25 protein-coding genes are annotated in these 22,243 nt (G+C 64.1%); 16 read left to right on the forward strand and 9 right to left on the reverse strand.

The genetic code is table 11. The annotated features are described in order from the left end of the window. Positions 1-39 precede the first annotated feature (39 nt). The gene (locus tag L1F06_RS09895; protein ID WP_012018837.1) at positions 40-903 is read right to left on the reverse strand and encodes a universal stress protein; all 864 of its coding nucleotides are present in this window, start codon (positions 901-903) and stop codon (positions 40-42) included. A gap of 157 nt (positions 904-1,060) precedes the next feature. Here L1F06_RS09895 and L1F06_RS09900 point away from each other — a divergent pair, with 157 nt between their 5' ends. Continuing rightward, positions 1,061-1,714, forward strand: a complete 654-nt coding sequence (locus tag L1F06_RS09900; protein ID WP_003240976.1) for a MiaE family protein — start codon at positions 1,061-1,063, stop codon at positions 1,712-1,714. A gap of 127 nt (positions 1,715-1,841) precedes the next feature. On the opposite strand, the gene lpxH is transcribed toward L1F06_RS09900, so the two are convergent. Beyond that, on the reverse strand, positions 1,842-2,570 hold the full coding sequence (lpxH, locus tag L1F06_RS09905) for a UDP-2,3-diacylglucosamine diphosphatase (protein ID WP_129483404.1): 729 nt from the start codon (positions 2,568-2,570) through the stop codon (positions 1,842-1,844). A 4-nt stretch (positions 2,571-2,574) separates the two neighbouring features. Further along, the gene (locus tag L1F06_RS09910) at positions 2,575-3,072 is read right to left on the reverse strand and encodes a peptidylprolyl isomerase (RefSeq protein WP_003240971.1); all 498 of its coding nucleotides are present in this window, start codon (positions 3,070-3,072) and stop codon (positions 2,575-2,577) included. Between the two features lie 159 nt (positions 3,073-3,231). Here L1F06_RS09910 and L1F06_RS09915 point away from each other — a divergent pair, with 159 nt between their 5' ends. Beyond that, positions 3,232-4,899 carry a glutamine--tRNA ligase/YqeY domain fusion protein gene (locus L1F06_RS09915; RefSeq protein ID WP_129483405.1) on the forward strand — a complete coding sequence of 556 codons (1,668 nt, stop codon included), beginning with the start codon at positions 3,232-3,234 and terminating at the stop codon, positions 4,897-4,899. Next, a complete protein-coding gene (gene cysS / locus L1F06_RS09920) occupies positions 4,900-6,285 on the forward strand; it encodes a cysteine--tRNA ligase (RefSeq protein ID WP_129483406.1) in 1,386 nt (461 codons plus the stop codon). 93 nt (positions 6,286-6,378) lie between these two features. On the opposite strand, the gene L1F06_RS09925 is transcribed toward cysS, so the two are convergent. After that, positions 6,379-6,666 (reverse strand): DUF3509 domain-containing protein, encoded by a 288-nt coding sequence (locus L1F06_RS09925; protein ID WP_003240963.1) that lies wholly within the window; start codon positions 6,664-6,666, stop codon positions 6,379-6,381. Positions 6,667-6,719: 53 nt separating this feature from the next. Continuing rightward, entirely contained in the window at positions 6,720-6,941 is a 222-nt protein-coding gene (locus tag L1F06_RS09930; RefSeq protein WP_003240961.1) for a hypothetical protein, read from the reverse strand. Positions 6,942-7,398: 457 nt separating this feature from the next. Between L1F06_RS09930 and dnaX the strand changes: the two genes are divergently transcribed. The 4 genes from dnaX to L1F06_RS09950 all read left to right on the forward strand — a co-directional run bounded on the left by dnaX (position 7,399) and on the right by L1F06_RS09950 (position 11,233). Next, entirely contained in the window at positions 7,399-9,471 is a 2,073-nt protein-coding gene (gene dnaX / locus L1F06_RS09935; RefSeq protein WP_129483407.1) for a DNA polymerase III subunit gamma/tau, read from the forward strand. Between the two features lie 26 nt (positions 9,472-9,497). After that, positions 9,498-9,824, forward strand: a complete 327-nt coding sequence (locus tag L1F06_RS09940) for a YbaB/EbfC family nucleoid-associated protein (RefSeq protein WP_003240957.1) — start codon at positions 9,498-9,500, stop codon at positions 9,822-9,824. Between the two features lie 209 nt (positions 9,825-10,033). Then, positions 10,034-10,633 (forward strand): recombination mediator RecR, encoded by a 600-nt coding sequence (gene recR, locus L1F06_RS09945; RefSeq protein WP_129483408.1) that lies wholly within the window; start codon positions 10,034-10,036, stop codon positions 10,631-10,633. A 30-nt stretch (positions 10,634-10,663) separates the two neighbouring features. Next, the gene (locus tag L1F06_RS09950) at positions 10,664-11,233 is read left to right on the forward strand and encodes an eCIS core domain-containing protein (RefSeq protein WP_096826624.1); all 570 of its coding nucleotides are present in this window, start codon (positions 10,664-10,666) and stop codon (positions 11,231-11,233) included. Here the strand turns inward: L1F06_RS09950 and L1F06_RS09955 are convergent. Further along, complete coding sequence (locus tag L1F06_RS09955; protein WP_232460455.1) at positions 11,214-11,720, reverse strand: GNAT family N-acetyltransferase; 507 nt, start codon at positions 11,718-11,720, stop codon at positions 11,214-11,216. The genes L1F06_RS09950 and L1F06_RS09955 overlap by 20 nt on opposite strands. 8 nt (positions 11,721-11,728) lie before the next feature. Continuing rightward, positions 11,729-12,166, reverse strand: a complete 438-nt coding sequence (locus L1F06_RS09960) for a rhodanese-like domain-containing protein (protein WP_012018886.1) — start codon at positions 12,164-12,166, stop codon at positions 11,729-11,731. 97 nt (positions 12,167-12,263) lie between these two features. Here L1F06_RS09960 and ftrA point away from each other — a divergent pair, with 97 nt between their 5' ends. The 3 genes from ftrA (at position 12,264) to L1F06_RS24995 (ending at position 14,588) form a co-directional block, all read left to right on the forward strand. Then, a complete protein-coding gene (gene ftrA, locus L1F06_RS09965; protein WP_129483409.1) occupies positions 12,264-13,232 on the forward strand; it encodes a transcriptional regulator FtrA in 969 nt (322 codons plus the stop codon). Positions 13,233-13,308: 76 nt separating this feature from the next. Then, complete coding sequence (locus L1F06_RS09970) at positions 13,309-14,457, forward strand: acyl-CoA dehydrogenase family protein (RefSeq protein WP_129483410.1); 1,149 nt, start codon at positions 13,309-13,311, stop codon at positions 14,455-14,457. A gap of 62 nt (positions 14,458-14,519) precedes the next feature. Next, complete coding sequence (locus tag L1F06_RS24995; protein ID WP_353851034.1) at positions 14,520-14,588, forward strand: hypothetical protein; 69 nt, start codon at positions 14,520-14,522, stop codon at positions 14,586-14,588. 62 nt (positions 14,589-14,650) lie between these two features. Here L1F06_RS24995 and L1F06_RS09975 read toward each other — a convergent pair whose 3' ends face one another. Further along, positions 14,651-15,598 (reverse strand): AraC family transcriptional regulator, encoded by a 948-nt coding sequence (locus L1F06_RS09975; protein WP_012018883.1) that lies wholly within the window; start codon positions 15,596-15,598, stop codon positions 14,651-14,653. A 327-nt stretch (positions 15,599-15,925) separates the two neighbouring features. Between L1F06_RS09975 and L1F06_RS09980 the strand changes: the two genes are divergently transcribed. From L1F06_RS09980 to L1F06_RS10005, 6 genes are all read left to right on the forward strand, one after another. Beyond that, positions 15,926-16,072 carry a hypothetical protein gene (locus L1F06_RS09980; protein WP_177491211.1) on the forward strand — a complete coding sequence of 49 codons (147 nt, stop codon included), beginning with the start codon at positions 15,926-15,928 and terminating at the stop codon, positions 16,070-16,072. 19 nt (positions 16,073-16,091) lie between these two features. After that, positions 16,092-16,391: an antibiotic biosynthesis monooxygenase gene (locus tag L1F06_RS09985; protein ID WP_129483411.1), complete on the forward strand. Its 300-nt coding sequence runs from the start codon at positions 16,092-16,094 to the stop codon at positions 16,389-16,391. A 114-nt stretch (positions 16,392-16,505) separates the two neighbouring features. After that, on the forward strand, positions 16,506-17,795 hold the full coding sequence (locus tag L1F06_RS09990) for an NAD(P)/FAD-dependent oxidoreductase (protein ID WP_129483412.1): 1,290 nt from the start codon (positions 16,506-16,508) through the stop codon (positions 17,793-17,795). Between the two features lie 18 nt (positions 17,796-17,813). Then, positions 17,814-18,371 (forward strand): helix-turn-helix domain-containing protein, encoded by a 558-nt coding sequence (locus L1F06_RS09995; protein WP_012018880.1) that lies wholly within the window; start codon positions 17,814-17,816, stop codon positions 18,369-18,371. A 28-nt stretch (positions 18,372-18,399) separates the two neighbouring features. Continuing rightward, positions 18,400-19,746, forward strand: a complete 1,347-nt coding sequence (locus L1F06_RS10000; protein ID WP_129483413.1) for a glutamine synthetase family protein — start codon at positions 18,400-18,402, stop codon at positions 19,744-19,746. A gap of 23 nt (positions 19,747-19,769) precedes the next feature. Next, the gene (locus tag L1F06_RS10005) at positions 19,770-21,137 is read left to right on the forward strand and encodes an aspartate aminotransferase family protein (RefSeq protein WP_129483414.1); all 1,368 of its coding nucleotides are present in this window, start codon (positions 19,770-19,772) and stop codon (positions 21,135-21,137) included. A gap of 87 nt (positions 21,138-21,224) precedes the next feature. Here L1F06_RS10005 and L1F06_RS10010 read toward each other — a convergent pair whose 3' ends face one another. Next, positions 21,225-22,241, reverse strand: a complete 1,017-nt coding sequence (locus L1F06_RS10010) for an alpha/beta hydrolase (RefSeq protein WP_129483415.1) — start codon at positions 22,239-22,241, stop codon at positions 21,225-21,227. Positions 22,242-22,243 lie beyond the last annotated feature (2 nt).

Genomic DNA, 22,243 nt, shown 5'->3' on the forward strand with positions numbered 1-22,243 from the left:
GCTCGATTCAGAGCGGCATTTTTCGTTTCGTTCATCGCTTCAGCGCTGTGCCACCAGTTCCTCGAGGTGGGCGATCACTTCGTCCGGCTTGAGCACCAGCACATCGCTTTCCAGGGCATCGAGTATGACTTCGGCGGTGTTGCCGATCAGTGCACCGGAGAGACCGGTGCGCGCCACGGTGCCAATGACGGTGACCACGGCGCTGAGCTGGTGCGCCATATGCGGTATCACCACGTCGGCGGGGCCCTCGATCACATGCAGACGGTCGTCGTGGATGTCGTATTCGGCCTGGAAGCTGCGGCATTGTTCGCGGTAGCGCGCCTCGATGGTTTCCTTGAGCTGGAAGGTGGGGTCGGCCGCCGACAGCATCGGCGTCGGATGGGCGGTGATCACGTGCAGCGTGCCCTTGGCCAGGCCGGCGATATCGTAGCCGTGGCTGATGATGCCGGCGTGCAGGGTGCGGTGTTCGTCATCGGCATTGCCGACGTCCACGGCGGCAAGAATGGTGCCGCCGGTCCATGGGCGGTCGGTCTTGACCATCAGCACCGGGCCCGGGCAGTAGCGCAGCAGCTTCCAGTCCTCGGGGGTGAGAATGGCCTTCTTCAACGGGTTGTCCGGCAGGTGTTGCTTGATCACCAGGCCGCAGCCCTCGGCCTGCTGCACGGCGATGATGGTCTGATGCAGGTTGTCGTGCCAGGCCTGCTGCGTGGAGACGGCATAGCCTTCTTCGCCGAGGCTGCTGCTGAGGTCGTTGAGCCAGGCGCCGTGGTCGCCTTTCTTGTCGCTAACCAGCAGATGCAGGCGCGACTGGGTGACTCCAGCTATCAGTTTTGCCCGCTTCAGTGCGAGGCCTTCCGGGTGCTGGGGGTCCATCACCACCAGAATGCTACGGATCGCTTGCATGGTCGTCTCCCTGAGAATGAATAGCGCTTATCCAACTATAGGTGCGTCGTTGCCAGCGGCATGTTGACCTGCATCAACGGCGTGCTGGTCGTCCGGCCTGCCACTCGTATAATGGCCCGCCATTTTCAACCTCGCCAGCACCGAGAGCGCTTCAAATATGATGTCAAATGCCCAGCATGTTCCGAGTAACGGTGAGGAATCGGTATCGATCCTGCAGGAGATCCTCGGCTTTCTGGGAGGCGTCGCCACGCCGGATGCCTGGCTGGACGAGGCCTTGCGCCAGCAGGAAATCCTCCTGCTCGACCACCGCAACCTGGAATACAAGGCAGCGCAGACGGCCCTGAGCCTGATGGGGCGCTACCTGACCAAGACCGAATTGACCGCGAGAATGTCACGTCTGGCCCGTGAGGAGCTGGTGCATTTCGAGCAGGTGAGCAAGATCATCCGCGCGCGTGGCATCGAGGTTCGCCATGTTTCGGCGTCGCGCTACGCGGCCGGCCTGCGCGCATTGCTGCGTGGTGGCGAAGTGGAGCGGCTGGTGGATGTGCTGGTGGTGGGCGCCTTTATCGAGGCGCGTTCGTGCGAGCGTTTCGCCGCCCTGGTGCCGCGTCTGGATGCCGAGCTGGCCAAGTTCTACGCCGGCCTGCTGGAAAGCGAAGGGCGCCACTACCGCGGCTATCTCAAACTCGCCTATCTGTATGGTGACGCGGCGGACGTGGATGCGCGTATCGAAGTGGTGCGCGCGGTGGAGCAGGAGCTGATCACTTCGCCGGACGAGCAGTTCCGTTTCCACAGCGGCGTGCCCGCATAAAACAGCCGCGAAGCGGCCATCTGGTGATCCGAAGGGCGGGAGAGGGGAGCAGAGCCCTTCGGTCGTAGCCCGGATGAAATCCGGGGCGGTCCTCGGAGTTGCTCCCCGGATTTCATCCAGGCTGCAGTCAGGCTGGCGTCAGCTCGAACGGCGCCTGGTTGAACCCCTCTTCATCGACCTGCAGCGCCCAGCCCTGGCGATCCCAGTCCCCCAGCACGATGCGCCGTGCCGGTTGTCCGTTGACTTCCAGATCATGCACCGCCGGCCGATGGGTATGCCCATGGATCAGCGTACGCACACCGTACTCGCCCATCACCCTGACCACTTCCACGGGCGTGACATCGACGATTTCGCTGGTCTTCATCCGCGTCTGTGCGCGGCTTTCGTTGCGTAGCTTGCGCGCCAGCTTCTGCCGGGTGGCGAGCGGCAGGTTGCGCAGGATCAACAGCGACAGCGGGTTGCGCAGCCAGCGGCGCAGTTTCATGTAACCGACGTCCAGGGTGCACAGGCTGTCGCCGTGCATCAGCAGCACGGGCTCGCCATTCATCTGCACCCTGTGCGGATCGCTCAGCAAAGTGCAGCCCGCCTCGCGGCAGAAGCGCTTGCCGATAAGAAAGTCGCGATTGCCGTGCATCAGGTAGATGCGCGTACCGCTGTCGCTCAGCTCGCGCAGCGCGCCGGCGATTTCATGCTGGAAGGGCGTCATGCCGTCGTCGCCGATCCAGACTTCGAAGAAGTCGCCGAGGATGTACAGCGACTCGGCCTGGCGCGCGCGGGTGGCGAGAAAATGCAGAAACGCCCGGGTGATGTCCGGGCGTTTCTCTTCGAGGTGCAGATCGGAGATCAGCAGGATCATCGACTTACTCGGCTACGATTTCGGCCTTCTCGATGATCACGTCATCCACCGGCACGTCCTGGTGGCCGGCCTTCATGGTGGTGGCCACGCCCTTGATCTTCTCGACCACGTCCATGCCTTCGACCACTTCACCGAATACGGCGTAGCCCCAGCCCTGAACGGTCGGTGCGCTGTGGTTGAGGAAGCTGTTGTCGGCGACGTTGATGAAGAACTGCGCGCTGGCCGAATGCGGCTCCATGGTGCGGGCCATGGCGATGGTGCCGACCTTGTTGGCGACGCCGTTGTTGGCTTCGTTCTTGATCGGTGCGCGGGTCGGCTTCTGCTTCATGCCCGGCTCGAAACCGCCGCCCTGGATCATGAAGTTGCCGATCACGCGGTGGAAGATGGTGCCGTCGTAATGGCCGTCCTTCACGTATTGCTCGAAGTTGGCCACGGTTTCCGGGGCCTTGTCGGCGAACAGATTCAGGGTGATGACGCCGTGATTGGTGTGCAGTTTGATCATGATCGTATCCGTGATGAGGCAGGTTCGAGCCATTGGCTCTGGGGAAACAGCGCATGCCAGGGTGGCGTGCACCCTGTCAGGGGCTTGACAGGTTGGTTATGATACGGACTTTGCCCGAAGCGGCCTACCCTGTGCCGCGCCAGTATTGTTAAGGACCCCATGAGCAAGCCCACCGTCGAAAAAGCTGCCAACTTCCTGCGCCCCATCGTCCAGGCCGATCTGGACAGCGGCAAGCACGCCAAGATCGTGACCCGCTTTCCGCCGGAGCCCAACGGTTACCTGCACATCGGCCATGCCAAGAGCATCTGTCTCAATTTCGGCCTGGCCGAAGAGTTCGGCGGCCAGTGCAACCTGCGTTTCGACGACACCAACCCGGCCAAGGAAGACCAGGAATACATCGACGCGATCAAGGCTGATGTCGAGTGGCTGGGCTTCCAATGGGCAGGCGAAGAGCGCTACGCCTCCGACTACTTCGACCAGCTGCACGCCTGGGCGGTGGAGCTGATCAAGGCGGGCAAGGCCTTCGTCTGCGATCTCAACGCCGAGGAAATGCGCACCTACCGTGGCAGCCTGACCGAGCCGGGCAAGAACAGCCCGTTCCGCGACCGCTCCGTCGAGGAGAACCTCGATCTGTTCGCCCGCATGAAGGCCGGCGAGTTCCCGGACGGCGCCCGTTCGCTGCGCGCCAAGATCGACATGGCTTCGCCGAACATCAACCTGCGCGACCCGATCCTCTACCGCATCCGCCATGCCCATCATCACCAGACCGGTGACAAGTGGTGCATCTACCCCAGCTACGACTTCACTCATGGCCAGTCGGACGCCATCGAGGGCATCACCCACTCGATCTGCACCCTGGAGTTCGAGGATCATCGCCCGCTGTACGAATGGTTCCTGGAGAACCTCCCGGTGCCGGCGCAGCCGCGCCAGTACGAATTCGCCCGCCTTAACCTGAACTACACCGTCACCAGCAAGCGCAAGCTCAAGCAACTGGTTGACGAAGGCCATGTCAGCGGCTGGGACGATCCGCGCATGTCCACGCTGTCCGGCTACCGTCGCCGCGGTTATACCGCCGCCTCGATCCGCACCTTCTGCGACATGATCGGCGTCAACCGCGCCGGCGGCGTGGTGGACATCGGCATGCTGGAGTTCGCCATCCGCGAGGATCTCGACGCCAACGCCGCGCGCGCCATGTGCGTGCTCAAGCCGCTGAAGGTGGTGATCACCAACTACCCGGAGGGCAAGGTCGAGAACCTCGAGCTGCCGCGCCACCCGAAGCAGGACATGGGCGTGCGCGTGCTGCCGTTTTCCCGCGAGATCTACATCGACGCCAGCGACTTCGAGGAAACCCCGCCGGACGGCTTCAAGCGCCTGATCCCGGGTGGCGAGGTGCGCCTGCGTGGCAGCTATGTGATCCGCGCTGACGAGGCGATCAAGGACGCCGCCGGCAATATCGTCGAGCTGCGCTGCTCCTATGACGAGAATACGCTGGGCAAGAACCCCGAAGGCCGCAAGGTCAAGGGCGTGATCCACTGGGTGCCGGCCGCCGAGAGCGTCGAGTGCGAAGTGCGCCTGTACGACCGCCTGTTCCGTTCCGCCAACCCGGAAAAAAGCGAGGAGGGCGGCAGCTTCCTCGACAACATCAATCCGGATTCGCTGGTGGTGCTCAGCGGCTGCCGCGCCGAGCCGTCGCTGGCCCAGGCCGCGCCGGAAGAGCGCTTCCAGTTCGAGCGCGAAGGATATTTCGTCGCCGATCTGAAGGACTCGCAGCCCGGCAAGCCGGTGTTCAACCGCACCGTCACCCTGCGCGATTCCTGGGGGCAATAAATGGCGCTCTCCATCTACAACACCCTGACCAAGACCAAGGATGTATTCCAGCCGCTGGTCGGCAACCAGGTGCGCATGTACGTGTGCGGCATGACCGTGTACGACTTCTGCCACATCGGTCACGCCCGCGTCATGGTCGCCTTCGACGTGGTCACCCGCTGGCTGCGTCAGCGCGGCTATGACGTGACCTACGTGCGCAACATCACCGACATCGACGACAAGATCATCAAGCGCGCCAATGAGAACGGCGAGCCGTTCGAGGCGCTGGTCGAGCGCATGATCGCGGCGATGCACGAAGACGAGGCGCGCCTTTCCGTGCTGCGTCCGGACATCGAGCCGCGCGCCACCGGCCATATCGCCGGCATGCACCAGATGATCCAGACCCTGATCGACAAGGGTTATGCCTACGCGCCGGGCAATGGCGACGTGTACTACCGCGTCACCAGGTTCGAGACCTACGGCAAGCTCTCAAGGCGCAAGATCGACGAGCTGAAGATCGGCGCGCGTATCGAAGTGGACGAGATCAAGGAAGACCCGCTGGACTTCGTGCTGTGGAAGGGCGCCAAGCCAGGTGAGCCGAGCTGGGATTCGCCCTGGGGCAAGGGTCGGCCGGGCTGGCACATCGAGTGCTCGGTGATGTCCACCTGCTGCCTGGGCGAGACCTTCGACATCCACGGCGGCGGCCCGGATCTGGTGTTCCCGCACCACGAGAACGAGATCGCGCAGAGCGAGGCGGCCACCGGCAAGCAGTACGCCAACGCCTGGATGCACGCCGGCGCGGTGCGCGTGGATGGCGAGAAGATGTCCAAGAGCCTGGGCAACTTCTTCACCATCCGTGAGGTGCTGGAAAAGTACCACCCCGAGGTGGTGCGCTACCTGCTGGTGTCCAGCCACTACCGCAGCCCGATCAACTACTCGGAAGAGAGCCTCAAGGAAGCCAAGGGCGCCCTGGAGCGTTTCTACAACGGCTTGAAAGGTTTGCCGGAAGCAGCGCCTGCCGGTGGCGAGGCGTATGTGGAGCGCTTCGGTGCGGCGATGGACGACGATTTCAACTCGCCGGAAGCCTGCGCCGTGCTGTTCGAGATGATCCGCGAGGTCAACCGCCTGCGTGAGTCGGATGTGCAGGCTGCCGCCGGCCTGGCTGCCCAGCTCAAGCAGCTGGCCAGCGTGCTCGGTGTGCTGCAGCTCGAGCCGGAAGCCTTCCTCCAGGCGGGCGCTGCCGGCAAGGTCGATGCGGCCGAGGTCGAGGCGCTGATCGCCGCGCGCCTGCAGGCTCGCGCCGACAAGAACTGGGCGGAAAGCGACCGCATCCGCGATCAGCTCACCGCCATGGGCGTGGTGCTGGAAGACGGCAAGGGCGGCACCACCTGGCGTCTCGCCGAGTAAGCTTCGCGCCACACGACAAAGGCCGCTTGATAGCGGCCTTTGTCATTTGGGTTCGGTGTGCAGGAGGAGCAAGCCCGCGCAGCGGGCTCGGGCTCAGCTGCTGTGATAGTTAAGCACGCTGTCCTGTTCCTTGAGCGTCTTGCGCAGGTCGGCAGGGATGTTGCCGGCGCGTACGGCCAGTTCCAGGCGGATTTCTTCCAGGCTCTGGGCGAAGGCACCTTGGTCATCGAGCTGGGGCTTGGCCAGTACGCGGCTGTAAACGGTGCTGTCGCTCTCGTCGAGCAGGGCGAGGATGATGCTGCCGTCCGGCCTTGGTGAGCTGAAGCTGGCGCGCAGCGGGTTGAACAGGTGGTCGACGAGTTGCTGGTTGGTAAGTGCCATAACCTACTCCATCCTGAGACTGGCACCCTTCGACCTCAGGATGGGTAGATGGTTCAAGCAATAATTGACTGGCGAGTACGCTCGATCACTTGCTGCAGCGATTCGTCGTTGTATTGACCTGGGTAAAGACGCTGGCTGTACTGCGCGATACCGGTCTTGTCGACTAGGGTGAAGCTGAAGCTGCCCTTGCGCGCTGCCTGGATGCGGCAGTCGAACGGGGCGAATGCACGGGTCAGCGTGCTGATAGCTTTCTCGATCTGATGTTGAGTATTCATTGTGGGTGTTTCCTTCAAAGCATATGCGCTTCGTTGCGCGTTATGTTGCTCCATGAGGTCGGCCGCAAGACGGCCATAGCGTTGAACCTGATCGGAGCCTGATTAGCACGATAAAGTTCCATTGTTACGGTTCTTCGGCGTGGTCGGTACGTCGGAGGCAGGCAGAGGAACTGCGCCGGATGGCGAGTCGGCCTGATCAGTCAGCAGGTGGGATCGGGGAGGGCGGCAGCGCGGAGATGCGCTTGACGTTGAACCGGGAAACCAGCGGAGGGCGCGAGGCCCGAATGACTTACAGCGTGGTACGAACGGTGCGCATTATAATGCATTGTTCAAGAAATGAACAGCGCTATTTCCAGGTTGGTGCAAGACCCTGTCGGGCATGCCGGTGGCGGATGCAATTTGCCGGTTGCTCCGCTAGGATTAGCCCACTTTTGCTTTCCTCATATGACGGTTTTCCATGAGTTATCAGGTTCTTGCACGTAAATGGCGTCCGCGCTCGTTCCGCGAAATGGTCGGCCAGACCCATGTGCTCAAAGCCCTGATCAACGCCCTGGACAGCCAGCGACTGCACCACGCCTATCTATTCACCGGTACCCGCGGTGTGGGCAAGACCACCATCGCGCGGATCATTGCCAAGTGCCTGAACTGCGAAACCGGCATCAGCTCCACGCCCTGTGGCACCTGCTCGGTCTGTCGGGAAATCGATGAAGGGCGTTTCGTCGATCTGATCGAAGTGGACGCGGCCAGCCGCACCAAGGTCGAAGACACCCGTGAGCTGCTCGACAACGTGCAGTATTCGCCGAGTCGCGGCCGCTTCAAGGTCTACCTGATCGACGAAGTGCACATGCTCTCCACCAGCTCCTTCAACGCCCTGTTGAAGACGCTGGAGGAGCCGCCGCCCCATGTGAAATTCCTCCTGGCCACCACCGACCCGCAGAAGCTGCCGGTCACCGTGCTGTCGCGCTGCCTGCAGTTCTCCCTGAAGAACATGCCGCCGGAGCGGGTGGTGGAGCATCTGACTCACGTCTTGACCGCCGAGAACGTACCGTTCGAGGACGATGCGCTGTGGCTGCTGGGGCGTGCCGCCGACGGCTCGATGCGCGACGCCATGAGCCTGACCGACCAGGCCATCGCCTTCGGCGAGGGCAAGGTGCTGGCTGCCGATGTGCGCGCGATGCTCGGCACGCTGGATCACGGCCAGGTCTACGGTGTGCTGCAAGCGTTGATCGAAGGTGACGCGCGGGCGTTGATCGAGGCGGTACGCCATCTGGCCGAGCAGGGCCCGGACTGGAACGGCGTGTTGGCGGAGATGCTCAACGTCCTGCACCGCGTGGCCATCGCCCAGGCGCTGCCGGATGCCGTGGACAACGGCCAGGGTGATCGCGAACGCGTGCTGCAACTGGCCCAGGCGCTGCCGGCCGAGGACGTGCAGTTCTACTACCAGATGGGCCTGATCGGCCGCCGCGATCTACCGCTGGCGCCGGATCCGCGTGGCGGCTTCGAGATGGTGCTGCTGCGCATGTTGGCCTTCCGTCCGGCCGATGCCGACGATGCGCCAAGGATCACGCTAAAGCCCTTGGGGATCAGCCAGGCCACTGCTGATTCCCAACCGAAGCCAGTGGCCGGCACCGCTATGCCGGCTCCTGTGGTTTCTGCTCCCGCTGCTGCTGTGGTTTCAGCACCGTCTGTGCCCGTCTCTCCAGCAGTGGCCGAAGTCCGTCCGGTCGCGCCAGCTTCGAGCAGCGAGCCTGTCGTGAGTGAACCCGTCCCGCCTGTTGAGGCCCCGGTTGCGACCGCCCCCAGCCTGCTGCCCGAGCCAGAGCCCGAGATCGCTGCTCCTGCGGCTGCCGTCGATGTGCCCTGGGAGACCGCCAAGGCCGCGGAACCGGCAGTCGCAGCCGTTCAGCCTGTCGTCGCGCCAGAGCCTGTAGCGGTGGAGGTTGAAGCAGTTGCCGAGTCCGCTCCGAGCGAGGTCGTGCAGCCTGTGGTGGATGCTGACGGCGGTGACGACGAGCCACCGCCCGGCGACTACGACTATGTCGAGATGGACGCGGAAACGCTCGACTACGATTTCGGCCAAGCCGAGGCCGAGGCGCCAGCGGTTGCAGAACCCTTGCCGGCCGCCAAACCGGCTACCGGCCTGGCGGCAGAGTGGTTGTCGCTGTTCCCGCAGCTTGGCCTGGGCGGCATGACCGGCAGCATCGCCGCCAACTGCACGCTGATCGAAGCCAATGGCGACGACTGGCTGCTGCACCTGGACCCGGCGCACAGCGCGCTGTTCAATCCGACCCAGCAGCGCCGTCTCAACGACGCGCTGAACCAGCTGCAGGGGCGCAGCATCAAATTGCGCATCGAGCTGTGCAAGCCGGAGCAAGAGACGCCGGCGCAGGCCGCAGCCCGTCGCCGCGCCGAACGCCAGCGCAGCGCCGAGGCCTCGATCCATGCCGACCCGCTGGTGCAGCAGATGATTCAACAGTTCGCCGCCAAGGTGCGCGACGACAGCATCGAACCTATCGATACCCCCAGCTAACACCCCCGAACACCGAGGATACCGACATGATGAAAGGTGGCATGGCAGGCCTGATGAAGCAGGCCCAGCAGATGCAGGAAAAGATGCAGAAGATGCAGGAAGAGCTGGCCAATGCCGAAGTCACCGGCCAGTCCGGCGCCGGCCTGGTCAGCGTGGTGATGACCGGGCGTCATGACGTCAAGCGCATCACTCTGGATGACAGCCTGATGCAGGAAGACAAGGAAGTGCTGGAAGACCTGATCGCCGCCGCGGTGAATGACGCTGTGCGCAAGGTCGAGCAGAACAGCCAGGAGAAGATGGCCGGCATGACGGCGGGGATGCAGCTGCCCCCCGGCTTCAAAATGCCCTTCTGATCCTGTGACGCCCAGTCGGCACGCATTACTGCGTTGCGAAAGGCCCCGAGCATCCTCATTTACAGACGTAAACTCCGGTGCTCGCGGCCTTTCGCGCCTTGTACTGCATACCGTCTGGTCGCCCCGTGGTGATGGTGTGCAAAACGCACCCGTTCGTAGGGTGGGCTTTAGCCCACCAGATCATTGCCCGCCAACTTTGCAGGACTTCCATGAGCTTCAGCCCTCTGATTCGCCAGTTGATCGACTCCCTGCGCATCCTGCCCGGTGTCGGGCAGAAGACGGCGCAGCGCATGGCGCTGCAGCTGCTCGAGCGTGATCGCAGCGGCGGTCAGCGCCTGGCGCAGGCGCTGAATGCGGCGATGGAAGGTGTGGGGCACTGCAAGCGCTGCCGCAGCCTGAGCGAGGACGAGGTCTGCCAGCTGTGCCTGGACGAACGTCGCGACGACAGCCTGCTGTGCGTGGTCGAGGGGCCTATGGATGTGCATGCCGTGGAGCAGACCGGCTTTCGCGGCCGTTACTTCGTGCTCAAGGGGCACCTGTCGCCACTCGATGGCCTCGGTCCCGAGGCCATCGGCATTCCCGAGCTGCTGGAGCGGATCGAGGCCGGTGCCTTCAGCGAGGTGATCCTCGCCACCAACCCGACGGTAGAGGGCGAGGCCACGGCGCACTACATTGCGCAGATCCTCGCCGGCAAGGGCCTGGTCGCTTCGCGCATCGCCCATGGCATGCCCCTGGGTGGCGAACTGGAGCTGGTCGATGGCGGCACTCTGGCGCATGCCCTGGCCGGTCGGCGTCCGATCAGTCTGTAAGTCCTCGGAACCTTCCAACTCGGAGTGCCTGTGATCACCGACACTCTGCACCGTATCGCTCTGCTGCTCCTGCTGGGAGCGCCCCTGGTCGCCCAGGCCCAATGCCCGACCGGGCAGATACAGGTCTGTCTGGGCGGTTCCTGCCTGTGCGTGCCCGATCCGGTACGCGTTCGTGAAGACGGCCTGAACATGGCGGCGGCGCGCCTGGAAGCCTGGCTGCTGCAATCGCGTCAGGCGGCGCTGCGGGCCGGTACCGAGCCGATCCCTCTGATGATTCGCGCGCAGCTCGCGCCCTTCTACGACGATGCCTTGCTCGATGAAGTGCGCTTTCGCGTGGGCATCACCGACGAGATGGACGCCGCCACCGTCATGTTGCAGAACCCGGATGTGCAGGCCGTGACGCTGGTGGATGTGGTGGTGTTTCGCGATGCCGAGGCAGCCGCCAGCGATGCCGCGCTCTGGGCGCACGAGCTGTGGCATGTGCAGCAGTACCGCGACTGGGGCACGGCCGAGTTCGCCCGCCGCTACACCCGTGACTTCCAGTCGGTGGAAGGGCCGGCGTACGAGATGCAGGCGCGGGTCAGGCGGGCGCTGCGTTAGCGGAGCAGTCTGCTGCGCAGTGATGCTCTGCCAGGGCAGCCAGGGCGCTGTGGTCCATCGTGTAGGCGATCCACTTGGTATCGGGTTGTCCGCCCAGGCGCTGATAGAAGCGCTCGGCTTTTTGGTTTCCCGCCAGCACATCCCACTTCAATCGGCCCGCGCCGCGAGTCTTTGCCCAGCGGGCCACTGCGGCCAGCAACTGTTCGCCCAGTCCCTGGCTGCGTGCATCAGGGGCCACGTATAGCTCCTTGAGTCGAACCGTCGGGCGCAGGTCATAGGTGAAGGTGAGCTCCTGAGTTACGGCATAGCCGAGCAGTCGTTCCGAGGCCTGTGCCACGAATATCCGGCACTGGGGTTCAGGTGCGAATGCGCGGGCAGTCAGTTGCTCCTCGTCCACCGCGAAATCCTCCAGGTAGTCCTCGAAGCGCGCCAGCTCACGCATCAGCGGGAGCAGGGCGGGCACATCCTCGGCCCGCGCCTCGCGCACACATGGGCTCAACATGCGCAGGTAAAGGTAGGGCGGGCTTGCTGCGGGCTTTGCGCGCCGGTCAGGCTCAGGCCTTCGTCCAGCCAACCCGTGACACCGCCGAGCATCTCCTTTACCGCGAAACCCAATCCGGCCAGGCGCACGGCAGCGCGGTGCACGCCATTGCAGTGTGGGCCGGCGCAGTAGACGACAAACAGTGTGTCGCTTGGATATCCGGCCATGAACTCCGCGCTCATCAGGCGATGGGGGATGTTGATCGCGCCGGGTACGTGGCCAGCGGCGTAGGCGGCTTCTCCGCGCACGTCGACCAGCACGTAGTCGACCTCGCCCGCCTGCTGGCTGGCATGCACGTCCGAGCAGTCGGTCTCGAAGGCCATGCGCTGGGTGAAATGGGCAATTGCGGTTTCCGGGCTGGCAGCAGGGTGCTGACGAACGAGGCTGGGCATGGTGACTCTCCATCGGTTGAGTGATGGCGCCACTGTATCCAGCGCGCATCCTGCTCTAAAGTGGCGTGCAAGACAGTAACTGGTAAGTTTCCGCCAAATGCACGACGATCCCGGCCTGGTGGCCATCCTGGCTTACGATGGCCTCTGCACCTTCGAGTTCGGCATTGCCGTGGAGATCTTCGGTCTCCCCCGGCCCGAGTTCGATTTCCCCTGGTACCGCCATTGCATCGTTGGCCTGGACAACGGCCCCATGCGCGCCATGGGCGGTATCCAGATACTCGCCGAGGCAGGACTGGAGCGCCTGGCCGAGGCGCGCACCATTGTCATCCCCGGCTGGCGTGACCGCGCCGAGGTTCCCCCCGAGCCTTTGTTGTCCGCCCTGCGCGACGCTCATGGACGTGGCGCTCGGCTGGTTTCCATCTGTTCCGGCGTTTTCGTCCTGGCTGCCAGCGGCTTGCTGGACGGTCGACGCGCTACTACCCACTGGCGCTACGCCGAGGAGCTGGCACGTCGTTTCCCCGCTGTCGAGGTGGATCCAGACGTGCTTTATGTCGATGCCGGCTCGCTCATCAGCTCGGCTGGTAGTGCCGCCGGTATCGATGCCTGCCTGCACCTGGTGGCGCGAGACTTCGGTACCCAGGTTGCCAACACCGTAGCCCGGCGCCTGGTGATGTCGCCTCAGCGGGCCGGTGGCCAGGCACAGTTCATTCCGGCCCCGGTGGCCCGGGCGCCGCGCAGCGACCTCTCCACCCTGATGCAATGGGCGCGGCAGCACTTGCATAAGCCTCTGGAAGTGAGCCAGCTGGCACGTCGCGCTGCCATGAGCGAGCGCACCTTCCTGCGCCGTTTCAGTGAGGCCACAGGCATGACGCCCAAGGCCTGGCTGCAGCACGAGCGCCTGGCACGTGCCCGTGAACTGTTGGAGAGCGGCACGGATGGCAGTGAGCGCATCGCTGAGCTGTGCGGTTTTCGCTCGGTGGAGAGTTTCCGTGTGGCCTTTCGCAACGCTGTCGGGCTACCGCCTTCGGCTTACCGCGAGCGTTTCGGTGTGACGCACGCATCCTGATCCGCGGGTAGTCTCAGCTTGAAAACCAAGCAAGCGCTAGGTTAGGGTGGCCGAAACAATAACGGGAGAACCCCGCATGGCCGCCCCTCAGTCGTACTTCGATGATTCCCATCAGCTGATTCGCGACTCCGTTCGGCGTTTCGTCGAGCGTGAGATCCTCCCGCATATCGATGAGTGGGAGGAGACCGAGGAGTTCCCTCGCGAGCTTTATCGGAAGGCGGGCGCGGCGGGCATCCTCGGTATCGGCTATCCCGAACAGTACGGCGGCAGCCATGAGGGCGATGTGTTCGCCAAGGTCGCGGCCAGCGAGGAGTTGATGCGCTGCGGTTCCGGCGGCCTGGTGGCCGGGCTCGGTTCGCTGGATATCGGCTTGCCGCCCATCGTCAAGTGGGCCAAGCCCGCCGTGCGCGAGCGCGTGGCGCCGCAGGTGCTGGCCGGCGAGAAGATCATGGCACTGGCGGTGACCGAGCCCTCCGGTGGCTCCGACGTGGCCAACCTCAAGACCCGCGCCGTGCGCGATGGTGATCACTACCGCATCAGTGGCAGCAAGACCTTCATCACCAGCGGCGTACGCGCCGACTACTACACGGTGGCGGTGCGCACGGGGGGCGAAGGTTTTGGCGGCGTCAGCCTGTTGCTGGTGGAGAAGGGCACCCCGGGTTTCAGCGTCGGCCGCAAGCTGAAAAAAATGGGCTGGTGGGCGTCCGACACCGCCGAGCTGTTCTTCGACGACTGCAAGGTGCCGGTGGAGAATCTGATCGGCGTGGAGAACGCCGGCTTCGCCTGCATCATGGCCAACTTCCAGAGCGAGCGTCTGAGCCTGGCGATCATGGCCAACATGACTGCGCAGCTGGCGCTGGAGGAGTCGCTGAAATGGGCGCGCGAGCGCCAGGCGTTCGGCAAGCCGGTGGGCAAGTTTCAGGTGCTCAAGCACCGCCTGGCCGAGATGGCCACGCAGCTCGAGGTGTCCCGCGAATTCACCTACCGCCAGGCCGCGCAGATGGCGGCCGGCAGGAGCGTGATCAAGGAAATCTCCATGGCCAAGAACTTCGCCACCGATATCGCCGACCGCCTTACCTACGATGCCGTGCAGATCATGGGTGGCATGGGTTACATGCGCGAATCTCTCGTCGAGCGGCTGTACCGCGACAACCGCATCCTTTCCATCGGTGGCGGCACGCGCGAGATCATGAACGAGATCATCGCTAAGCAGATGGGGTTGTAGAGGCGGCATTTGGGCCTCAATGGCGCGAATCTCTCGTCGAGCGGCTGTATCGCGACAATCGCATCCTTTCCATCGGCGGTGGCACGTGCGAGATCATGAACGAGATCATCGCCAAGCAGATGGGGTTGTAGCCGCGGCCTCAGCCGTGATCAGCCTGGTACTGGTCGCGGAAGGGCTCGCGCAAGGCTGGATCTCAGGAAGCTTGCTGATTCTGCGCCGCCTGCCGCAGGCGGGCGATATCGCGCTGCGGCGGGGCGCCGAACAGGCGGCTGTATTCGCGGCTGAACTGCGAAGGGCTCTCGTAGCCCACGCGGTAGCTGGCCGCGGCCGCCTCGAGGTTATCGCACAGCATCAGCCGGCGAGCCTCCTGCAGGCGCAGTTGCTTCTGATATTGCAACGGGCTGAAGGCGGTGACGGCCTTGAAGCGATGATGCAGGGTCGATGGGCTCAGGTTGACTTCGCGGGCCAGCTCTTCGATGCGCAGCGGCTGGTCGAAGTTCTTGCGCAGCCACTCGATGGCCCTGGAGATGCGCTGGCTCTGGCTGTCGGCGACCACCACTTCATGCAGGCGGTGGCCCTGCGGGCTGAGCAGCATCCGATAGAAGATCTCGCGCAGGGCCAGTGGCGCCAGCATGGCGATGTCGCGCGGGGTTTCCAGCAGACGCAGCAGGCGGATCACTGCATCCAGCAGGCGCGGATCGAGGCGGTCGAGAAACAGTGCGCGTTGCGAGGCTGCATCAGGCGCCGGGATGGGCGGCATCTCGGTCAGCAGGCTGCTGATCAGGGCCGGGTCGATCTCCAGCGCGAGACTCAGGTACGGCGCCTCCGGACTGGCTTCGATCACCCGGCCGGTGACCGGCAGCATCACCGACGCTACGAGGTAATTGAGCGGATCGTAGACATAGAGCTCGTCGCCCAGACGTATCTCCTTGCGACCCTGCGCGATGATGCACAGGCAGGGATCGTAAACCGTCTGCATCGGCAGGCTTGGCGAGGTGGCGCGCGCCAGTTTTAGGCCTGGAATGGCCGTGAGGTGCAACCCGTCGTCAGGCACGAAGCGCTCAACCAGGCGGGCCATTTCGTGGCTGAGTTCAGCGAGTGGGGTATCGAGGGTTGCAGCGGTAGCAAGGGGTGACTGCATGATGAGCCTCCTGGAAGTCAGCGAAGCCTAGCCAGGTTTTTCAGGCAAGTCATGAGGGGTAGCAGGATTAGGCAAATATTTGCCAGTAATGGGCAAATGGCGGGTGATACAGAGTATTTCAAGCTGTCTTGCAACTTTGTGCACCTGCCTGGTGCAAATTCCGAGGCTGCAGTTTTAGGCAAGAATCTGCCAGTAATCGACTAACGCCCTGGTGACCTTCCTCTTAATCTCTGTAGCCATCGCGCCGTTCCTCTGTGTCGGCCCGAAGCCATGCATTAGCGATGTACCCGCTGAGCGGTGCCCCACCTGTCAATCAAGGAGCGAACCATGTCCAGCAAATGGTTGATCGCGCCACTGACGCTACTGCTGCTTGCCACGGCCTGGCTCGATTCCCGAGTAGGTGGCAATGCGGCTTTCTCCGAGCCGCAGGCAGCGCCCCATGTGTTGCAGCGACACGCTGCCGGTATGTACTGACTCATTCCAGGAGGTTGCCATGAGCATCATTCACCGTATGACCGTTCGCGCCCGTCAGGGTCGCTCGACCCGGTTGGGGCAGTGCCTGGCGCGGCTGGACGACGTAGGTCGGGACATTCCCGGTTGCCTGCGCCTGCGGATTTTCTCGCTGCGCAGTGATCCGCTGACCTGGCAGGTAGAAGGGCAATGGCGCTCGGCGGCGGCGCGAGAAGCCTTTCTCGGCAGCGAAGGTCTGCGCCGGGTATTGGCGCAGGCGATAGACGAAGCGCTGTTCACCCACCTCGAATGTGCTGTGGAGCTGCAGCAGCAGGTGGCCTGACTCGGCTGCGGGTAGTCTTTCGCAGGGTGCCCTCGAGCCGCTCGAGCTTGCCTTTGTGAATTTATCTCTATAGATTTTCATGAAATTAATTATTTTAAATTTCATGAGTCGTCTATGTTTCGCCACGCCAGTGAGCACGTCGACAGCTACTACGCCCATAGCTGCAAGGAGCGACTGACGCCGTATCCCGCTTTGCAGGGGCAACTGCAGTGCGATGTGCTGGTCATCGGCGCCGGCTTCAGTGGCCTGCATACCGCCTTGCGCCTGGCCGAGGCTGGGAAGCGGGTGATCGTTCTGGAAGCCAGTCGCGTGGCCTGGGCCGCCTCCGGACGCAATGGCGGGCAGGCGATTCTCGGCTGGTCCTGCGATATGCCGCCGCTGGAGAAAACGCTCGGCATCGAGCGTGCTCGCCGCCTGTGGGACGGCATGGCCTGGGCTGCGCGGGAGCTGCGCGAATTGCCGCAGCGCCATGGCTTCGATTGCGATTACCGCCGTGGCCATCTGTGGACGGCGGTGCTGCCAAGGCGGGTGGCGTTGCTGCATGAATGGCAGGAGGAGGCCGCCTACAAGTGGGGGCACCGCGCGCTGCAGTTCGTCTCCCGTCAGCAGATGCCGGAGTGGGTCGCCAGCGAGCGCTATCACGCCGGCCTTTACGACCCTGAGGCCGGGCATCTCAACCCGCTCAAGCTGGCGCTTGGCCTGGCCGAGGCTTTCATTCGCGCCGGTGGGCAGATCTTCGAACAGAGTCGCGCGCTGAGTCAGGACAAGCAGGGTTCAGGCTACCGCGTGCGTACCGAGCAGGGCAGCGTGCAGGCCGACAATCTGGTGCTGGCCTGCAATACCTATATCGACGATCTGGAGCCACGCCTGGCGCGGCGCATCCTGCCAGTCGGCACCTACCAGATCGCCACCGAACCGTTGGGCGCCGAGCGGGCCGAGGCATTGCTGCCGCGCAATGCCTGCGTCACCGACAACCAGTTCGTGCTCGACTATTTCCGCCGTACGCCGGATCACCGCCTGCTGTTCGGTGGCGGTTGCACCTATCTGGGCGGCTTGCCGAAGGACATGGCGGCGGCGACGCGGCCGTTCCTCGAACGCGTCTTCCCGCAACTGTCGGGCGTGGCCATCGACTTCGCCTGGGGCGGGCATATCGACGTCACCCGTGCGCGTACGCCGGATGTCGGCGGCGAGAATGGTCGCTACTGGCTGCAGGGCTTCTCCGGGCATGGCGTGTTGCCCACGCTCGCGGCTGCGCGGGCGGTCAGTGACGCGATTCTCGGCAATGACGATGAACTGGCGCTGTACCGGCAACTGCGCAATCCCGCCTTTCCCTTCGGCGAGCGCCTGGCGGCTCCCCTGGAGGCCATCGGCAAGGCCTGGTATCGCCTGCGGGACTACTTCTGAAATGGGCAGCTTCCGATGATGGACAAGCATGAAGAAATGGCGGCGCTGGCCGTCCTGATTCACGACCTGCGCAAGCACAAGAAGGTCACCCTCAACGAGCTGGCCGAACGCATCGGCCGTTCCGTGGGCTTTCTGTCACAGGTCGAGCGTGGCCTGTCGCGCCCCACAGTGGCGGACCTGACGGCGATCAGCGAGGCGCTCGACGTGCCCACCACCTATTTCTACAACCTGCCCAAACCCAAGGCGCTGGATTGGGTCACCCGCCCGGACGAGCGCCGCACCCTGTACCTGGCCGGTGGCATCACCGACATCATGGCCTCGCCCACCCTGCAGGGCGCCTTCATGGTGGTCGACAGCCTGCTCGAACCTGGCGCCAGCAGTGGCGAGCGACAGATGAGCGACCGTTCGGAGCAGGCCGGCTACGTGCTCGAAGGCCAGCTGACCCTGTGGCTGGGCGAGGACGAACAGAGCGCCACCCTGTATCCCGGCGACGCCTTCCAGGTGCCGAGCTACGCGCGCCTGCGCTATGCCAACCAGGGTGAAACGCCTGCGCGCGTGCTGTGGATCTACACCTGAACCTACTCGTGAACCGGAAACAATCATAATGAACGCCACCCGAGTCGAGCTGCTCGATGAAGTCCGCCAATTCCGCCAGGCCCACCCCGAGGTGCGCTTCGTCGACCTGATCTGCCTGGACATCCCCGGACATTTCTACGGCAAGCGCTATCCCATCGAGATGCTGGAAAAGGTCGCCGCCGGCAGCGCCCTCAAGCTGCCGCAGAACTGCGTGCTGTTGGGTGCCCAGGGCGGGCTCTACGAGATCGGCGACTATTGCTTCCATGACGGAGACCCGGACGCGCCTCGCCGCTTGATTCCCGGCACGCTCAAGCTGGTGAACTGGGAGCGCCAGCCGCTGGGGCAGATGCTGATCAGCTCCGACGGCACCGAAGCGCCCATCGAGTTCGAGCCGCGCGAGGTGCTGGCGCGCGTGGTGCAGCGCCTGGCAGCGCGCGGCATTCGTCCGGTGGTGGCCTTCGAGCTGGAGTTCTACCTGTTCGACAAGGCGCTGAAGGACGGTCTGCCGCAGTACCCGCGCGATGATCTGAGCGGCGATGCCGACGACCAGCCGAACATGCACATCGAGCGTCTCTCGCGCTTCGCCGAGGTGCTCGACGACATCACCGAAACCGCGCGTCTGCAGGGCATCGATACCACGGTGATCACCGCCGAGATCGGCCCGGGGCAGTTCGAGATCAACTTCAGCCATAATGCCGACCCGATGCAGGCGGCCGACTGGTCGGCGCTGTTCTGCCGGCTGACCCGTGGCGTGGCGCTCAAGTACGGCCATCGCGCCAGCTTCATGGCCAAGCCCTACCTGCAGTATCCAGGCAGCGGCATGCATATCCACGTCAGCCTGTACGACGAGGCCGGCAACAACCTGCTGGCCCGCGACGAGCAGCGTCCGTTGCGGCATGCCGTGGCCGGTTGCCTGGAACTGCTGCCGGAGCTGATGCCGATCTACGCACCGAATCACAACAGCTACCGTCGCTTCGGCGCCCAGGTGAACTCGGCGAGCAAGGCCAGCTGGGGCTTCGAGGATCGCGACGCCTGCGTGCGCATCCCCGAGTCGGACACGCGCAACCTGCGCCTGGAGTTCCGCCTGCCGGGGGCCGACGCCAATCCCTATCTCGTGCTGGCGGCTTTGCTGACCAGCATCGAGCAGGGGCTCGACGCCCAGGTCGAGCCCATCGCACCGCTCAATGACGACCGCCAAAGCGGCGTCGACTTTCCCAAGGACATGCTCGACGCCGTGCGCCGCATGCAGGCCAGCGAGCGCGTCGCGGCCGGCCTCGGCAGCGAGTTCGTCATGGTCTATTGCGAGAACAAACGCCAGGATCACCTGGCCTTCATGCACGACATCAGCCCGCGCGAATACCGCTGGTACCTGTGATGTCACGGATCGAAGGAGGCGACATGAACCACTCGAAAACCGCACACTGGCAGGCCCTGAGCCAGGCCCACCACCTGGCGCCGTTCAGTGACTACAAGCAGCTGGCCGAGAAGGGCCCGCGCATCATCACTGAAGCGAAGGGCGTGCACCTGTGGGACAGCGAGGGCAACAAGATCCTCGATGGCATGGCCGGCCTGTGGTGCGTGGCGGTGGGCTATGGCCGCGAGGAGCTGGTCGAAGCTGCTTCCAAGCAGATGTTGCAGCTGCCGTTCTACAACACCTTTTTCCAGACCGCCCACCCGCCGGTGCTGGAGCTGGCCCACGCCATCTCCCAGCTGGCACCGGCCGGCATGAACCACGTGTTCTTCACCGGTTCGGGCTCCGAAGGCAACGACACCATGCTGCGTCTGGTGCGCCACTACTGGGCGTGCAAGGGGCAGCCTGCGAAGAAGATCATCATCGGTCGCGAGAACGGCTACCACGGCTCCACCGTGGCCGGCGCCAGCCTCGGCGGCATGAAGTTCATGCACGAGCAGGGCGACCTGCCGATCCCCGGCATCGCCCATATCCCGCAGCCCTACTGGTTCGGCGAGGGCGGCGACCAGTCGCCGGAGGAGTTCGGCATCTGGGCCGCCGATCAGCTGGAGAAGAAAATTCTCGAGCTGGGCGAAGAGAACGTTGCCGCCTTTATCGCCGAGCCGATCCAGGGCGCCGGTGGCGTGATCATCCCGCCCGAGACCTACTGGCCGCGGATCAAGGAGATCCTGGCCAAGCACGACATTCTGTTCGTCGCCGATGAAGTGATCTGCGGCTTCGGCCGTACCGGTGAGTGGTTCGGCAGCCAGTACTACGACCTCAAGCCGGACCTGATGACCATCGCCAAGGGCCTCACCAGCGGCTACGTGCCGATGGGTGGGCTGATCGTCAGTGACAAGGTGTTCGAGGTGATCGAGGCGCATGGCGACTTCAACCACGGCTTCACTTACTCCGGCCACCCGGTGGCGGCGGCGGTGGGGCTGGAGAACCTGCGCCTGCTCCGGGAAGAAGGCATCGTACAGCGGGTGAAGGCAGACACCGCGCCTTACCTGCAAAAGCGCCTGCGTGAACTGGCGGATCATCCGCTGGTGGGCGAAGTGCGTGGCGTCGGCATGCTCGGCGCCATCGAGCTGGTGCAGGACAAGGCCACGCGCAAGCGTTTCTCGGGTGATCTAGGGGTGGGCATGATCTGCCGTGGCCACTGCTTCAACAACGGTCTGATCATGCGCGCCGTGGGCGACACCATGATCATCGCGCCACCCCTGGTGATCAGCTCTGCCGAGATCGATGAGCTGGTGGCGAAAGCGCGCAAGTGTCTGGATCTGACCTGGGAGCAGGTTCGCGGTCTGGCGTAATTCAAGAAGGTGCGCGCGGCGCGCACCGGCCAGCCAAATAAAAACCCCGCGACCGGTGACGGTGGCGGGGTTTCGTTTTTCAGCCGCTTACTTGAGGCTGTTCTTCAGCGTTTGCGCGGCCTGATCCATGGCGGAGCGTACCGCCGGGACTTCAGCCAGCACGTTGAGCAGGCCGTAGTCGTGGATCATGCCGTTGTAGCGTACGGTGGTCACCGGCACACCGGCGGCGTCCAGGCGGCGGGCGTAGGCTTCGCCTTCGTCGCGCAGCACGTCCATCTCGGCGGTCTGCACCAGCGCTGGCGGCAGGCCCTTGAGCTGTTCCAGGCTGGCGCGCAGCGGCGATGCATGGATCTCGTTACGCTGCTTGGGGTCGGTGGTGTAGTTGTCCCAGAACCATTCCATCATGCCGCGGGTCAGGAAGTGGCCGTCGGCGAACTGGTTGTAGGAGGCGTTGTTGAAATTGGCATCGGTCACCGGCCACAGCAGCACCTGAGCGCGCAGTTTGGGTGTGCCGGCTTCCTTGGCCTTGATGGCCACCACGGCCGCCATGTTGCCGCCGACGCTGTTGCCGGCCACGGCCAGACGCGAACCGTCGACACCGATCTTGCTGCCGTTCTCAGCCACCCACTTGGTGGCGGCGTAGGCCTGGTTGATCGCGGTCGGATACTTGGCCTCCGGCGATCGCGTGTAGTCGACGTAGATCGCCGCGGCGCCGGAGCCCACCACCAGATCACGGATCAGACGTTCGTGAGTTGGGTAGTCACCCAGCACCCAGCCGCCGCCATGGAAGAACATGAAGCCGGGCAACACACCCTGGGCATCTTCAGGGCGTACCACTTTCAGGGTGATCGATTGACCGTTCACCTGGATCACCTGGGTGTCCACCTTGATGCCGGACAGGTCCACCTCGACGCTGGCCTGAGCGCCCACCAGCACAGCGCGGGCATCCTTGGGCGAGAGGGTTTCCAGCGGCTGGCCACCACCGCTTGCCAGCGCATTGAGAAAGCCCTGGGTGGTGCGCTCGACGCCGGCGCTGCCGGCGGCGAAGCTGCTGCTTACAGCCAGGGCAAGCAGCCCGGCGGTCAGAGTGCGCGAGATGTTCATGA

The organism is Pseudomonas hydrolytica (assembly GCF_021495345.1).
GTDB classification, from domain to species: Bacteria; Pseudomonadota; Gammaproteobacteria; order Pseudomonadales; family Pseudomonadaceae; genus Aquipseudomonas; species Aquipseudomonas hydrolytica.

Bases quoted from the DNA above. Each gene is read 5' to 3' on its own strand.
- L1F06_RS09895 (WP_012018837.1), bottom strand. From the start codon at position 903: ATGCAAGCGATCCGTAGCATTCTGGTGGTGATGGACCCCCAGCACCCG.
- L1F06_RS09900 (WP_003240976.1), top strand. From the start codon at position 1,061: ATGATGTCAAATGCCCAGCATGTTCCGAGTAACGGTGAGGAATCGGTA.
- lpxH (WP_129483404.1), bottom strand. From the start codon at position 2,570: ATGATCCTGCTGATCTCCGATCTGCACCTCGAAGAGAAACGCCCGGAC.
- L1F06_RS09910 (WP_003240971.1), bottom strand. From the start codon at position 3,072: ATGATCAAACTGCACACCAATCACGGCGTCATCACCCTGAATCTGTTC.
- L1F06_RS09915 (WP_129483405.1), top strand. From the start codon at position 3,232: ATGAGCAAGCCCACCGTCGAAAAAGCTGCCAACTTCCTGCGCCCCATC.
- cysS (WP_129483406.1), top strand. From the start codon at position 4,900: ATGGCGCTCTCCATCTACAACACCCTGACCAAGACCAAGGATGTATTC.
- L1F06_RS09925 (WP_003240963.1), bottom strand. From the start codon at position 6,666: ATGGCACTTACCAACCAGCAACTCGTCGACCACCTGTTCAACCCGCTG.
- L1F06_RS09930 (WP_003240961.1), bottom strand. From the start codon at position 6,941: ATGAATACTCAACATCAGATCGAGAAAGCTATCAGCACGCTGACCCGT.
- dnaX (WP_129483407.1), top strand. From the start codon at position 7,399: ATGAGTTATCAGGTTCTTGCACGTAAATGGCGTCCGCGCTCGTTCCGC.
- L1F06_RS09940 (WP_003240957.1), top strand. From the start codon at position 9,498: ATGATGAAAGGTGGCATGGCAGGCCTGATGAAGCAGGCCCAGCAGATG.
- recR (WP_129483408.1), top strand. From the start codon at position 10,034: ATGAGCTTCAGCCCTCTGATTCGCCAGTTGATCGACTCCCTGCGCATC.
- L1F06_RS09960 (WP_012018886.1), bottom strand. From the start codon at position 12,166: ATGCCCAGCCTCGTTCGTCAGCACCCTGCTGCCAGCCCGGAAACCGCA.
- ftrA (WP_129483409.1), top strand. From the start codon at position 12,264: ATGCACGACGATCCCGGCCTGGTGGCCATCCTGGCTTACGATGGCCTC.
- L1F06_RS09970 (WP_129483410.1), top strand. From the start codon at position 13,309: ATGGCCGCCCCTCAGTCGTACTTCGATGATTCCCATCAGCTGATTCGC.
- L1F06_RS09975 (WP_012018883.1), bottom strand. From the start codon at position 15,598: ATGCAGTCACCCCTTGCTACCGCTGCAACCCTCGATACCCCACTCGCT.
- L1F06_RS09980 (WP_177491211.1), top strand. From the start codon at position 15,926: ATGTCCAGCAAATGGTTGATCGCGCCACTGACGCTACTGCTGCTTGCC.
- L1F06_RS09985 (WP_129483411.1), top strand. From the start codon at position 16,092: ATGAGCATCATTCACCGTATGACCGTTCGCGCCCGTCAGGGTCGCTCG.
- L1F06_RS09990 (WP_129483412.1), top strand. From the start codon at position 16,506: ATGTTTCGCCACGCCAGTGAGCACGTCGACAGCTACTACGCCCATAGC.
- L1F06_RS09995 (WP_012018880.1), top strand. From the start codon at position 17,814: ATGGACAAGCATGAAGAAATGGCGGCGCTGGCCGTCCTGATTCACGAC.
- L1F06_RS10000 (WP_129483413.1), top strand. From the start codon at position 18,400: ATGAACGCCACCCGAGTCGAGCTGCTCGATGAAGTCCGCCAATTCCGC.
- L1F06_RS10005 (WP_129483414.1), top strand. From the start codon at position 19,770: ATGAACCACTCGAAAACCGCACACTGGCAGGCCCTGAGCCAGGCCCAC.
- L1F06_RS10010 (WP_129483415.1), bottom strand. From the start codon at position 22,241: ATGAACATCTCGCGCACTCTGACCGCCGGGCTGCTTGCCCTGGCTGTA.